We start from the raw sequence: 12,806 nt of genomic DNA, 5'->3' as shown, positions 1-12,806 counted from the left end.
CGAGGGGGGAAGTCATGGAGTCAGAGCCTGTGGGCGGTGGCGACATTCTGGTGTCTGCACGCGATGATACCGTGTCAGCGACGCGCGGCGATGTCGTGCTGTCGGCCCAGCGGATCAGCAAATCCTTTAGCGGCGTTCAGGTGCTGTTCAGCGTCGATTTCGACCTGCGGCGCGGCGAGATTCACGCGCTGATGGGTGAGAATGGCGCGGGCAAATCGACGCTGGTGAAAGTGCTTTCCGGGTTTGAACAACCCACCTCGGGCGAGATTTTTCTGGATGGCCAACCGGTCAAACTGCCGCCGAACGGCTCGGCAGAGGCGCTTGGCATCGTGGTGATCCATCAGGAATTCAATCTGGCGGAACATCTGACCGTCACCGAAAGCCTGTTTCTGGGCCGAGAAGTTGCGCATTTTGGCCTGCTGGACCGCAAGTTTATGCGGCGTGAGACGCGGCGGGTGCTGGATATGCTCGGCTCGCACATCAGCGAGACCGCGCAGATTTCTAGCCTGTCGGTCGCTGACAAGCAGATGGTCGAGATTGCCAAGGCGATCAGCCGCGACGCCCGCATTGTGTTCATGGACGAGCCGACTGCGGTGCTGTCGCGCGATGAGACCGAAGCCTTGTTCAAGCAAGTGCGCAAGCTGCGCGATCTGGGCACCAGCTTTGTGTTCGTCTCGCACAAGCTGGATGAAGTCACTGAACTGTCCGACCGGGTGACGGTGCTGCGCGATGGCCAATGGGTGAAAACCGCGCCGACCGCGATGCTGGATGGTGAGTCGATTGCGCAGTTGATGGTGGGGCGCGAGCTTTCCAGCCTGTATCCGCAGAAATCGGAACCCAACGTCGATGAGGCCCGTGTGCTGTCGGTGGTGGGGCTGAACACCCTGCATGTCCGCGACGCGCATTTCGATCTGCGCAAGGGTGAGATTTTGGGATTTTCCGGCATGATCGGCTCGGGTCGCACCGAGTTGATGGAGGCGATTGCCGGGCTTTATCCGCGTGTCTCGGGTGAGGTGCGCGTGGGTGGCAAGCTGATGCCGTCAGGCGATATTCAGGCGACCACGGCGGCGGGTCTGGCCTATATGACCAAGGATCGCAAATCCAAGGGCTTGTTGCTGGGGTCGGATATGACCAGCAATCTGACGCTGCAATCCTTGGATCAGCATGGCCGCTGGGGCTATCTCAGCCCGGCGAGTGAGAAGAAGGCGCTGGCACGGGCGCGGCGGCGGTTTGATATCCGGGTGCGGGATGCAAGCGTGGTGGCGGGGCGGATGTCGGGCGGCAACCAGCAAAAACTGCTGCTGGCCAAGGTGATGGAGATCACCCCGAACATCCTGATTATCGACGAGCCGACGCGCGGCATCGACGTTGGCACCAAGCAACAGATTTACCATTTCATCGCGGCTTTGGCGCGCGAGGGCTGCTCGGTGATCGTGGTGTCGTCGGAGATGCCCGAGATCATCGGCATGTGCAGCCGCGTGGTGGTGATGCGGGCCGGGCGGATCGTTGGCGTGCTGGAAGGCGATGAGATCAACGAGCAGGAAATCATGCGCTATTCCGCAGGGTTGAAGCAGAAGGCCGTGGCTTAGGTTGGGGGCATAGATGGGGGACAATGTGACAACCGAAGATCAGGTGGAGCCGAAACGGCGCTGGCAGGATGTGGATTTGCGCGCGGTGGCGCCGTTCGTGGCGCTGGCGCTGCTGCTTTTGCTGGGGGCGATGGTGAATTCCAACTTCATCAGCGTGAACAATCTGGCCAATGTCGCCACCCGCAGCGCCTTTATCGCGCTGATCGCGGTGGGGGCGACCTTTGTGATTTCCTCGGGTGATCTGGATCTTTCGGTGGGTTCGATGGTGGCCTTTGTTGCCAGCCTGATGATCTTGTTCATGAATTCCAACGCGATTGCCGATCCGGGGATGATGATTGCGGCGGCGATCCTGCTGGCCTTGGTGGTGGGTGGGCTGTGCGGGTTGGCGAACGGATTGATAACAACGGTCGGCAAGATAGAACCCTTCATCGCCACGCTGGGCACGATGGGGATCTATCGCGGCCTGACCACTTGGCTGTCACAGGGCGGGGCGATCACCCTGCAATCGGCGGAACAGCAAGACCTGTACCGCCCGGCCTATTTTGGTGTGGTTCTGGGCGTGCCGGTTCCGATTATCGTCGTGCTGGTGGTGACCTCGATCGCAGCCTTCGTGCTCTACCGGATGCGCTATGGTCGCCATGTCGTGGCTGTCGGCTCGAACCCCCATGTCGCCCGCTATTCCGGCATCAAGGTCGACCGCGTCCGCACCACGGCGTTCGTCATTCAAGGTGTCTGCGTCGCCATCGCGGTGATGCTCTATGTGCCGCGCTTGGGGTCGACCTCGGCCACCACCGGCATCCTGTGGGAGCTGCAGGCGATCACCGCCGTGGTGATCGGCGGCACCGCGCTGAAGGGCGGTGCAAGCCGGGTCTGGGGCACCATTTGTGGCGCCTTTATTCTGGAGCTGGTGGGCAACATCATGCTGCTGTCGAACTTCATTTCCGAATACCTGATCGGCGCAATCCAAGGCGCGATCATCATCATCGCCATGCTGGTGCAGCGGTCACTGGTGCGGAAATCCTGAAACATCGGCCGGGGTTTGGGTCGCCCGGCTGCATTCTGCCAGACCCGACCAAAGGGAGGAATAAAATGCGTAAAGGACTATTAAGTCTTGCGACCGTCGCGACCCTGGCATTGGGCAGCACGGCGGGGTTTGCTCAGGATCAAGCCTACACCGTCGGCGTCTCAATTCCGGCGGCTGACCACGGCTGGACCTCGGGCGTGGTGTTTCACGCCAACCGGGTGGCCGAAAGCCTGATGGCGAAACATCCGGGCCTGACCATCATCGTCAAGACCTCGCCCGATCCGGCGTCTCAGGCCAACGCGCTGCAAGACCTTGAAACTCAAGGGATGGATGCGCTGGTGATCCTGCCAAGCGACCCCGATCCGCTGGTGAACTCGATCAAAGAGATCAAATCCAAGGGCACTTTCGTGACCATCGTGGACCGCGCGCCGTCGGTGAACGACGACACCGTGCGCGATCTCTATATCGCCGGTAACAACTATGCCTTGGGCGAAACCGCGGGCAACTACATCAAAGCCACCACCCCGGAGGCCGAAGTTGTGGTGATCCGTGGCATGCCGATTCCGATCGACCAGACCCGTCAGGACGGCTTTGACAAGGCGATCGAAGGCTCGGGCGTCAAGGTGCTGGACCGTCAGTTCGGCAACTGGAACCGCGATGACGCCTTCAAAGTCATGCAGGATTACCTGACCAAGTTCCCGAAAATCGACGTGGTTTGGTGCCAGGATGACGACATGGCCGTTGGCGTGTTGCAGGCGATTGAGCAATCGGGCCGTACCGACATTCAATATGTCGTGGCAGGGGCTGGGTCGAAAGACATGATCAAGAAGGTCATGGACGGCGACAAGATGATCCCGGTTGACGTGCTGTATCCGCCAGCGATGGTCGGCACCGCTTTGGAGATGACCGTGGCCAACCTCTACGGCCAAGTGCCGATGCGCGGCACCTTCACCTTGGATGCGACGCTGATCACCAAAGACAACGCCGCCGCCTATTACTTCCCCGACTCGCCGTTCTAAGGCTGGGGTCTAAGACGTGCGCCTGCCCATTCGCTTGGGCAGGCGTTTTCTATTGGGTCCGCATTCCCCTTTCCCGCCTGCCAAGCAAACCGCTCCCCTTGCCCGGAATCAAGGGCGAAGCCCGCCGGGCAGCGCCTGACCGCCCCATCGGGCAGGCGCTATTGCAGCGTCCCGCGCCGAATTTCTGGGGAGTTGGCTGAGGCATAACGCGCCTAGAACAACGATTGCAGCGCCCACCCGACGGTCAGGCGCTGCCCCGTGGTGGTTTCTCGTACCACGCATACACCCGGCGTAACCAGCCAAACACTTCCCCCATTTTTGGTCGAAGCCTGTAGTACAGAAGCCTGTAGTACAAACGCCTTTGCTCGGCGGCCCTCAGCTATTTGAGGAATCAATTAGGTTGGCGGGAGGCAGATCAAACCCAAAAATGTCCCGGCAATACCTATCGACCTTTGCTTCAAGCCGACCTTGCGGTGTTGCGCAGTAACTGCGCGTTGCGCCTTCCTTCGCCCAAGCTGCGGATGATCCTCGCGCCGTTGGATGGCGCTCGTAGATCACTGGCCTGCTCAATTTGAAGCTATCAAGAAGATATCTTGCGCGATTTCCAAAGGCTACAATGTGATCTGGATTGAACAGTTCCACTTCGCGGCGCAACACGTCGCCACAGATGTCATAGAGTTGCGAAGCTATGGGCGCTTCCTTCGCATACAGCTTCATCGCGTCAGTCACCCAGACATCATAGCCATTTTCCACACAGCGCCGAATCAACTGCCATAGAACACCGTAGTGGCGGCGTGATTGGCGCAAGTAATCACTGTCGATCCCAAAGAAAGTGCCAACGGTGATGCCTTTTTGGTCGCCGTTGCGCAAAGGGTCTTGTGCGCAAAACATCACGCGTCCGCGCGTTGGACGGTTTGCTGATAGAAGACATGGTAGATCATAGCCAGCAACGTGATTGTCAAATGATACTAGGAGGTCATTGGCGTAGGCCTCGGTGGGGATGACGGGCAGCTTGCGTCCTTGCGCGTGCCCTTCATGGAAGTCCGAGCGAAGACCATCTGACATTTTCGACAGAGCCTCGGGTTTGAACAGCAAGTCTTGCGATACAATCAGGTCTTGCCACCGCGCACGATTGAACAAGATATCCGCGTCATATTTCACTGGTACTATCCTTTGGACGTTGTGGAATGCATTTGGCACTATATCCCAACCCTTAACAACTCCCTAACACCCACCCGCTAACCCCTTGAAATTCCATCCGCCCCCACCCTGTCCACGCGTGGACACTCACCCGGCCTTCCGGGGATCGCGTGCCAGAAGCCGCATCGCGTTCAGGGTGACCAGCACGGTGGCCCCGGTATCGGCCAGCACGGCGATCCAGAGGCCGGTGAGGCCCAGAACCGAGGTCACCAGAAACACCGCTTTCAACCCCAAGGCCACCGCGACGTTCTGCCGGATATTCGCCATCGCGGCGCGCGACAGCCGGATCATCGCGGGCAGGTCGGTCAGTTTGTTGCGCAGGATCGCGGCGTCGGCGGTCTCCAGCGCCACATCGGTGCCCGCCCCCATCGCCACCCCCACGCTGGCCTGCCGCAAGGCGGGCGCATCGTTGATGCCGTCGCCGACCATCATCACGCCGCCCTCTGCCGCGAGCTTTTGAATGGCGACGATCTTGCCTTCGGGCAGCAGACCCGCCTGCGCGCGGATGCCCAGACGGTTTGCCGCCACCGTGGCCGAGCCCAGATTGTCGCCGGTCAGCATCACCGTCTCCAGCCCAAGGCCCGCCAGTTGCGCCAAGGCTTCGGCGGCCTCGGCGCGAGGCTCGTCGCGCAGGGCCAGCAGACCAAGACTGACACCGTCACGGGTGACCTGCACCACCGTTTTGCCCTCGGATTGCAGCTGCGCCACCGCAGGCACGACGGCATCGGCCACGCGGACCTGCACCAGCGCGCCGTCGATGCGGGCTTCGACCCCCTTGCCGGGATGGGCGCGGGCATCGCTGTTGGCCAGCAGCGTCAACCCGTCGGCCTTGGCCTGTGCGAGGATCGCCTTGGCCAGCGGATGGGTGGAACCTGCCTCGACCGTCGCCGCCAGTTGCAACAGTGTGGCCGCCGGGGTGCCGTCAGCGGGCAGAGTGTCGGTCAGCACCGGGCGGCCTTCGGTCAGGGTGCCGGTCTTGTCCAAAGCCACGGTGTGCAGGTTTGCCATCGCTTCGATCACCGCGCCGCCCTTGATCAGCAAGCCGTGCCGGGCGCCGGTGGAAAGCGCTGCGGCAATGGCGGCGGGCACCGAGATCACCAAGGCGCAGGGGCAGCCGATCAGCAACAGCGCCAGCGCGCGGTAGGTCCAGGTGCCCCAATCCGCGCCCATCGCAAGCGGCGGCAGCAGGGCTAGCAGCACAGCGACGCCGACAATCGCGGGCATATACCAGCGGCTGAAGCGGTCGATGAAGCGCTCGGTGGGCGCGCGGGCGGCTTCGGCATCGGCGACCATCTGGGCGATGCGGGCGAGCGTGCTGTCCGCACTCGCCTTCATCACGCGGACGCGCAGCACGGCCTCGGTGTTGATGGTGCCCGCCAGCACCGTGGCCCCCGGCCCTTTGGTCACCGGAATGCTTTCGCCGGTCACAGCGCTTTCGTCGATGCCCGAGGTGCCCGTGACGATTTCGCCATCGACCGCCAGCCGATCACCGGGGCGCACCTGAATAATCTGACCGGGGCGCAGGGTTTCGGCGGCGACTTCGTGGCTGTGGCCGTCATGTTCCAGAAGTGCTGTGGCGGGCACCAGTTTGGCCAAAGCGCGGATGCCGTCGCGCGCCATGTTGGTGGCGACGCCTTCCAGCAATTCCCCCACCGCGAACAGGAACACCACCAGTGCGGCTTCCTGCGCCTCACCAATGAACAAAGCGCCGGTTGCAGCAATCGTCATCAGCATTTCGATGGTAAACGGCATACCCGCCCGCAGCGCCGCCAGTGCTTTGCGCGCCACTGGCAAGAGGCCAACCAGACAGGCCAGCGCAAAGGCCCAAACCGCGTGATCGGCGAGCACCGTCCATGTTGCGATCTGACTGGCGGCCAGCAGGATGCCGGTGAAAAACACCAGCCGCGCCTTGGCGGTCTGATACCAGCGCGGTTCGGTTTGTTTTGTGGGGCTGTGCGGGGCGTGATCATGGCCGTGCTGGTCCTGCGATGCAGGCGTGGGCGCTGCGATGCCGTAACCCAGCGACTGCACGGCGCGCTCAACTTGATCTGCGGCGGTGATGTCGGGGGCAAGGATCAGCCGCAGGCGTTCGTTCATCAGGGTGATTTCAACGCCACTGACCCCCGGCAAGCGTTCAACGGCGGTCTGGATTTTGCGCGCACAGGCGGCGCAATCCATGCCGGATATGTGCCACTCAAGTGATTCTTTGCTGGATAGTGCAGTCATTTCAGCCTCTTATACCCCCAAGACGGGCCCCTTGCCGTCTGTGAGCCTTAAAGCTAATGTCTCTAGTAGCTATAGCTTCAAGAGGTTTTTCATGCTGACCATCGGAAAATTGGCCGCCGAGACCGGGGTGAAGGTGCCGACGGTGCGCTATTATGAGCAAATCGGCCTGCTGCCGCCACCCGAACGCAGCAGCGGCAATCAGCGGCTGTATGGCCGTGGCGCGCGGCAGCGGTTGGCCTTCATCCGCCACGCGCGGGAGCTTGGCTTTCCGCTGGAGGCGATCCGCGATCTGCTCAGCCTGTCGGATCGTCCTGATCTGCCCTGTTCTGCCGCCGATGCGATTGCAAAGGCCCAGCTGGGTGCGGTGCAGGCGCGTATTGCCCGGCTGAAGGCGCTGGAGCAAGAGCTGCAACGCATGGTCGTCCAATGCGCTCACGGCACCATTGCCGACTGCCGTGTGATCGAGATTTTGGGCGATCACGGCCAATGCGCGCATGATCACGACGCGATTCCAGTGGTGGTCGACTGAACCCGCTTAACCGCCGCCGCCCATCGCCACCGACATGAAGGCGCGGAACACAGCGGCGGCGGGCGTCAGCGGCTGTGATTTGCGCCAGGCGAGCCCGACATCCATGCTGGGGATCGTATCGGCCACCGCGCGAATTTCGATCCGCTGGCCCTCCAGCGACCACGGCCGATAGACCATGTCGGACAAGATCGTCACCCCGACGCCATTGGCGACCATTGAGCGCACGGCCTCAACCGAACTGGTGGTGAAGCACACCGCAGGCGCAAAGCCGGTTTTCGCCCAGTAGCGGCTGGCGGTATCCTTCGCCTCATCCACAGTCAGCATCACATAGGGCTGCTGCGAGACGTCATGCAAGGTGATCCGCTCGCGCGTCAGCAGCGGGTGATCGGTTGACAGCCAAAGCCTGCGCCGCGAACGCATCAAGATTTCCTGCTCCAGCCCGGCAGAGTTGGCAAGGTTCGACACCAGCATCACCGCCATATCCAGACTGCCGGTCGCCAGACCTTCCTCGACTGCCAAACGCGGCATTTCCATCATTTCGATCTGAATGTCAGGATGGGCGCGGCGAAAGCGGGCGTAGTGGCGCGACATGAAGTAGCCGGCGACGGTATAGGTGGTGCCCAGCCGCAACCGCCCGGTCACCTGCCGATCGCGGCCCAGCGGCAGACGCTCGGCATCCTCGACGGCGGCCAGAATGTTGCGGGCGTGGTTCAGGAATCGCGCGCCCTCAATCGTTGGCACCACGCCTTGCGCGGAACGTTCAAACAGCCGCACGCCCAGTTGCGATTCTAGCCCCTGCACGGCGGTTGTGATCGCGGATTGCGAGATATTCAGCTCCATCGCGGCATGGCTGATCTGGCCGGTTTCCGCCGCCGCCATGAAATAGCGCAACTGTTTCAAGGTCAAAGCCAAAGCCGCCTCCGTCTGTTCCAGCCCTGAAGATAATGTATCTGAATTTTAGATAACGCACCACAAAAAACCATATTTTACAATAGAGCGCGTCCGTCGCAGGCTGATGTATGTCAACGCCTTGGGGGAACTATGGCTGTAACCATCAACTGTGACATGGGCGAAAGCTACGGGCTGTATCGGATGGGCGATGATGCCGGAATGATGCCGTTTATCGACATTGCCAACGTCGCTTGCGGCTTTCACGCCAGCGATTTCGACCACATGCGCGCCACGGTGCGGCTGGCGAAACAGCATGGCGTCAAGGTCGGCGCGCATCCGTCCTTGCCCGATCTGCAAGGCTTTGGCCGCCGTGAGATGAAGATGGGCCGCGAGGAAATGGCCAACTGCATGATCTACCAGATCGGCGCTTTGTGCGGGTTTCTGCGCGCCGAAGGGGTCGAGCTGAACCATATCAAGCCGCATGGCAGCCTGTATGGTATGGCGGCGCGGCAGGAAGAGATTGCCCATGCGGTCTGCGATGTTGCCGATGTGTATGGCGTGCCGCTGCTGGGCATGACCGGCACCTTGCACGAAACCATCTACCCCGCGCGCGGCCATGCTTTCATCGCGGAATTCTACGGCGATCTGGACTATCGCCCCGATGGCAGCCTGATCGTCACCCGCGAACATGACGCCAAAGACCCTGCTTTGATGGCCGAGCGGGTGCGCCGCGCCATGCAGGAAAACCTCGGCACCGCGACCGATGGCAGCTACATTCCGCTGCGCTGCGAAAGCGTGTGCATCCATTCCGATACCCCGAATGCCATCGACATCGCCCGCGCCGTGCGCGCTATCCTTTCTTAACGGAGGCCATTATGCCCGTCATCCAATCGCCGCTTCCCGGCACCTTCTACCGCTGGTCTTCCCCCGAAACCCCACCGTTCAAGGTGGATGGTGATGCGGTGGCGGTGGGCGATGTGATCGGGCTGATCGAAGTGATGAAAAGCTTCCACGAGGTGAAATCCGAAGTCGCGGGTTCTGCGATCACCTTCGTGACCGACAATGAAGAGCCAGTGATGGCGGGCGCGGTTCTGGCGGAATTGTCCTGATGCTGAAAAAGCTGCTGATTGCCAACCGGGGCGAGATTGCGGTGCGGATCATCCGCGCCGCGCAGGATCTGGGGATCGCCACCGTTGCGGTGTATTCCGACGCCGACGCCACCGCTTTGCATGTGCAGCTGGCGGATGAAGCGGTGAATATCGGCCCACCAGCGGCGAAGAAAAGCTATCTGAACATCGCGGCGATCCTGAAAGCGGCGGCGGATACCGGCTGCGATTCCGTGCATCCGGGTTATGGGTTCCTCGCTGAAAACGCGGGCTTTTCCGATGCGGTGACGGCGGCGGGGCTGGTGTTTGTCGGGCCTTCCGGTGATGCGATCCGGCTGATGGGCGATAAGGTCGCCGCGCGGGGGGCGGCCCATGCGGCGGGGGTTCCCATCGTGCCCGGATCAATCGGGCGGGTCGATGGCATTGACGCCGCGCGGCATATTCTGATCGACACCGGCTTTCCGGTGATGATCAAGGCCGCAGCGGGCGGCGGCGGGCGCGGTATCCGCATCGCGCAGGATCTGGTCGAGTTTGAACAAGCCTTCCCGCAAGCGCAGGCCGAGGCTTTGGCCGCCTTTGGCGATGGCGGGCTTTATATGGAAAAGGTCATCACCAAGGCGCGGCATATCGAAGTGCAGGTGCTGGCCGATGGCACCGACGCGATCCATTGCTTTGAACGCGAGTGTTCCTTGCAACGTCGCCGTCAGAAGGTGTGGGAGGAAGCGCCGTCGCGCGCTTTGTCGCCGCAGTTGCGCGATGAGCTGTGTAGCAGCGCCGTTCGGCTGGCACTTGCGGTGAATTATTCCGGCGCGGGGACGGTGGAATATCTCTACGATGAAGATGCCGACCGTTTCTATTTTATCGAGATGAACACCCGAATTCAGGTCGAACATCCGGTCACCGAAATGATCACCGGCATTGATCTGGTCGCTGAAATGCTGCGTATCGCGGGCGGCGAGCCGTTGCGGCTGAACCAAGCCGATGTGACGGTCAAAGGCCATGCCATCGAAGTGCGCCTGAACGCCGAAGACCCCGCCCGCGATTTCGCGCCCTTCCCCGGCACCGTGGACAGCTTGCGCATCCCCGGCGGCCCCGGCGTGCGCTTTGATTCGATGCTCTATCCCGGCTACACCGTGCCGCCGTTCTACGACTCGCTGCTCGCCAAGCTGATCGTCCACGCCGAAACCCGTGAAGCCGCGATCACCCGCATGGCCCGGGCGCTGTCGGAATTGCAGATCGACGGGCTGAAAACCACCAAGCCGCTGTTTCAGGCTTTGGCCGCTGACCCTTCCGTCCAAGCAGGCGATTTTCACACCCGCTGGCTGGAGGGTTGGCTTGAGGCCAACGCCGCCCGCCTGACCCCCCTTGAGCCATAGGAGAAGCCCATGTCGATCCGTTTCAGCTTTGGTGGCGACGAACATATCTTCGCGGAAGTCTCGGAAGAAATGTCGCTGGAAGCGTTTTTCACCAGCCTGTCGATGACCAACGCGGTCAAGCAGGCGGGCATCAAGGGCGTGACCGAGATTTGCCCGGCCAATGCCAGTTTTCAGGTGAAATACGATCCTGACCAGATCAAGCCCAGCGACCTTTTGCGTGAATTGCAGTCGATGGAGGGGGCAGCGTCCAAATCTGACGCCACCCTGAAAACCCGCATCATGGAAATCCCGGTCTATTACCAAGACCCGTGGACGCATGAAACCCTGATGCGGTTTCGCGAGCGTCACCAAGACCCCAAAGCCACCGATCTGGAATATGCGGCGGCAGTGAACGGGCTTGGCACGGTTGAGGATTTTGTGCAGGCGCATTCCAGCCAGCCTTGGTTCGTCTCGATGGTCGGCTTCGTGGCGGGGTTGCCGTTCCTGTATCAGATGGTGGAGCGCAAGCGGCAGTTGCAGGTGCCAAAATACCTGCGCCCGCGCACCGATACGCCCAAGCTGACCATTGGTCACGGCGGCTGTTTCAGCTGCATCTATTCGGTGCGCGGGGCGGGCGGCTATCAGATGTTCGGCGTCACCCCGATGCCGATTTACGATCCGAACCAGCAGGTTAGCTACCTGCGCGATGAGATGTGCCTGTTCCGCCCCGGCGATATCGTGAAGTGGAAGCCGATCAATCGCGATCAATATGACGCGGATATTGAGGCGGTGAACGCCAACACATTCCTGCCCACCATCCGCGAGGCCAGCTTTTCGCTGACCGAGTTCAACAAAAATATCGACGCCACCAATGCCAAGCTGATGGAGGTTCTTCATGGCCGTTAAGATCCTCACCCCCGGTCTGTCGACCACCGTGCAAGACCTTGGCCGCCCCGGTTACTATCATCTCGGCATCCCGATTTCGGGCGGGATGGACCGCTTCGCCTTGCGCGCGGCCAATATGCTGGTCGGCAATGATGAAGGCGCCGCGGTGCTGGAGGCGGTGTTCATGGGGCCGGAGATTGAATTCACCACAGCCGCGACGGTGGCGGTGACGGGTGGTGAGTTGCCCCCCAAAGTCAACGGCGATGAGCGTGCGACATGGGAGGCTTTTCCGGTGAAAGCCGGGGACAAGCTGTCATTCGGTTTCCTGAAATCCGGCGCGCGGGCGTATATTGCAGTTTCCGGTGGCATTGATGTGCCGGTGAAGCTCGGTTCGCGCTCCACCTATACCTTGGGCGCTTTGGGCGGGCATGAGGGCCGCGCGTTGAGGGCAGGCGACACGCTGCCTTTGGGGAAGGGGGGTATGGGCAAAGGCTCCGTTCCCGCCAACCTGCGCCGTGGTCCCGGCAATCCGGCAGAGTTGCGGATGCTGCCGGGGCTATATTGGCACCGTGTTACGGCGGAGGCGGGCAAGCAGTTCTTCACCGACACCTGGAAAGTCGCGCCCGAGGCTGACCGCATCGGCTACCGTTTCAAGGGCGGCAAAGCGCTGGATTTCGTGCCCCGCACGCCGCCCTTCGGGGCGGGGTCTGATCCGTCGAATATCGTTGATGCCTGCTATCCCTATGGCTCGGTGCAGGTGCCATCCGGCACTGAACCCATCGTGCTGCACCGCGATGCGGTGTCGGGCGGCGGCTACATGATGCTGGGCACGATTATTTCCGCCGATATGGATCTGATCGGCCAGTTGCAGCCGCACAGCCCGGCGCGGTTTGTCGAGGTGACGCTGGATCAGGCCTTGGCCGCGCGCCACGATCGCCAAGCCGCGATTGCCCGCGTTCGCGCCCACCTGCAGCGCTAAGAA

The 12,806-nt window shown here is 61.6% G+C and carries 12 protein-coding genes; 9 read left to right on the top strand and 3 right to left on the bottom strand.

Annotation, left to right across the window (positions count from 1 at the left end; all coding sequences use genetic code 11):
- Window positions 1-14: 14 nt before the first annotated feature.
- The 3 genes from U1A24_RS14575 to U1A24_RS14565 all read left to right on the top strand — a co-directional run bounded on the left by U1A24_RS14575 (window position 15) and on the right by U1A24_RS14565 (window position 3,632).
- A complete protein-coding gene (locus U1A24_RS14575; protein WP_322322700.1) occupies window positions 15-1,589 on the top strand; it encodes a sugar ABC transporter ATP-binding protein in 1,575 nt (524 codons plus the stop codon).
- A gap of 25 nt (window positions 1,590-1,614) precedes the next feature.
- Window positions 1,615-2,613 carry an ABC transporter permease gene (locus U1A24_RS14570; RefSeq protein WP_322322699.1) on the top strand — a complete coding sequence of 333 codons (999 nt, stop codon included), beginning with the start codon at window positions 1,615-1,617 and terminating at the stop codon, window positions 2,611-2,613.
- Window positions 2,614-2,678: 65 nt separating this feature from the next.
- Window positions 2,679-3,632: a substrate-binding domain-containing protein gene (locus U1A24_RS14565; protein ID WP_322322698.1), complete on the top strand. Its 954-nt coding sequence runs from the start codon at window positions 2,679-2,681 to the stop codon at window positions 3,630-3,632.
- 375 nt (window positions 3,633-4,007) lie between these two features.
- Here U1A24_RS14565 and U1A24_RS14560 read toward each other — a convergent pair whose 3' ends face one another.
- Together U1A24_RS14560 and U1A24_RS14555 are read right to left on the bottom strand one after the other, a co-directional pair.
- Complete coding sequence (locus U1A24_RS14560; protein ID WP_322322697.1) at window positions 4,008-4,793, bottom strand: hypothetical protein; 786 nt, start codon at window positions 4,791-4,793, stop codon at window positions 4,008-4,010.
- A 126-nt stretch (window positions 4,794-4,919) separates the two neighbouring features.
- Window positions 4,920-7,058 carry a heavy metal translocating P-type ATPase gene (locus U1A24_RS14555; protein WP_322322696.1) on the bottom strand — a complete coding sequence of 713 codons (2,139 nt, stop codon included), beginning with the start codon at window positions 7,056-7,058 and terminating at the stop codon, window positions 4,920-4,922.
- A gap of 91 nt (window positions 7,059-7,149) precedes the next feature.
- Between U1A24_RS14555 and U1A24_RS14550 the strand changes: the two genes are divergently transcribed.
- A complete protein-coding gene (locus tag U1A24_RS14550; RefSeq protein WP_322322695.1) occupies window positions 7,150-7,587 on the top strand; it encodes a helix-turn-helix domain-containing protein in 438 nt (145 codons plus the stop codon).
- 6 nt (window positions 7,588-7,593) lie between these two features.
- Here U1A24_RS14550 and U1A24_RS14545 read toward each other — a convergent pair whose 3' ends face one another.
- On the bottom strand, window positions 7,594-8,499 hold the full coding sequence (locus U1A24_RS14545) for a LysR family transcriptional regulator (protein WP_322322694.1): 906 nt from the start codon (window positions 8,497-8,499) through the stop codon (window positions 7,594-7,596).
- Window positions 8,500-8,628: 129 nt separating this feature from the next.
- On the opposite strand from U1A24_RS14545, the gene U1A24_RS14540 reads away from it, so the two are divergent.
- The 5 genes from U1A24_RS14540 to U1A24_RS14520 are packed head-to-tail and all read left to right on the top strand — an operon-like array spanning window position 8,629 to window position 12,803.
- Entirely contained in the window at window positions 8,629-9,342 is a 714-nt protein-coding gene (locus U1A24_RS14540) for a LamB/YcsF family protein (RefSeq protein ID WP_322322693.1), read from the top strand.
- A gap of 11 nt (window positions 9,343-9,353) precedes the next feature.
- Window positions 9,354-9,587 carry an acetyl-CoA carboxylase gene (locus tag U1A24_RS14535; protein WP_322322692.1) on the top strand — a complete coding sequence of 78 codons (234 nt, stop codon included), beginning with the start codon at window positions 9,354-9,356 and terminating at the stop codon, window positions 9,585-9,587.
- Entirely contained in the window at window positions 9,584-10,960 is a 1,377-nt protein-coding gene (locus U1A24_RS14530; protein WP_322322774.1) for an acetyl-CoA carboxylase biotin carboxylase subunit, read from the top strand. The genes U1A24_RS14535 and U1A24_RS14530 overlap by 4 nt, the downstream gene beginning before the upstream one ends.
- A gap of 9 nt (window positions 10,961-10,969) precedes the next feature.
- Window positions 10,970-11,845, top strand: a complete 876-nt coding sequence (locus tag U1A24_RS14525; protein ID WP_322322691.1) for an allophanate hydrolase subunit 1 — start codon at window positions 10,970-10,972, stop codon at window positions 11,843-11,845.
- A complete protein-coding gene (locus U1A24_RS14520) occupies window positions 11,835-12,803 on the top strand; it encodes a biotin-dependent carboxyltransferase family protein (RefSeq protein ID WP_322322690.1) in 969 nt (322 codons plus the stop codon). The genes U1A24_RS14525 and U1A24_RS14520 overlap by 11 nt, the downstream gene beginning before the upstream one ends.
- Window positions 12,804-12,806: the final 3 nt, after the last annotated feature.

The organism is Cypionkella sp. (assembly GCF_034376685.1).
In the GTDB taxonomy this organism is placed as follows: Bacteria; Pseudomonadota; Alphaproteobacteria; order Rhodobacterales; family Rhodobacteraceae; genus Cypionkella.
This window is presented reverse-complemented; position numbering and strand designations above follow the sequence as displayed.

What these genes read in the sequence shown, in the direction of transcription:
- U1A24_RS14575 (WP_322322700.1), top strand. Translation starts at nt 15, where the DNA reads ATGGAGTCAGAGCCTGTGGGCGGTGGCGACATTCTGGTGTCTGCACGC.
- U1A24_RS14565 (WP_322322698.1), top strand. Translation starts at nt 2,679, where the DNA reads ATGCGTAAAGGACTATTAAGTCTTGCGACCGTCGCGACCCTGGCATTG.
- U1A24_RS14555 (WP_322322696.1), bottom strand. Translation starts at nt 7,058, where the DNA reads ATGACTGCACTATCCAGCAAAGAATCACTTGAGTGGCACATATCCGGC.
- U1A24_RS14550 (WP_322322695.1), top strand. Translation starts at nt 7,150, where the DNA reads ATGCTGACCATCGGAAAATTGGCCGCCGAGACCGGGGTGAAGGTGCCG.
- U1A24_RS14540 (WP_322322693.1), top strand. Translation starts at nt 8,629, where the DNA reads ATGGCTGTAACCATCAACTGTGACATGGGCGAAAGCTACGGGCTGTAT.
- U1A24_RS14535 (WP_322322692.1), top strand. Translation starts at nt 9,354, where the DNA reads ATGCCCGTCATCCAATCGCCGCTTCCCGGCACCTTCTACCGCTGGTCT.
- U1A24_RS14525 (WP_322322691.1), top strand. Translation starts at nt 10,970, where the DNA reads ATGTCGATCCGTTTCAGCTTTGGTGGCGACGAACATATCTTCGCGGAA.
- U1A24_RS14520 (WP_322322690.1), top strand. Translation starts at nt 11,835, where the DNA reads ATGGCCGTTAAGATCCTCACCCCCGGTCTGTCGACCACCGTGCAAGAC.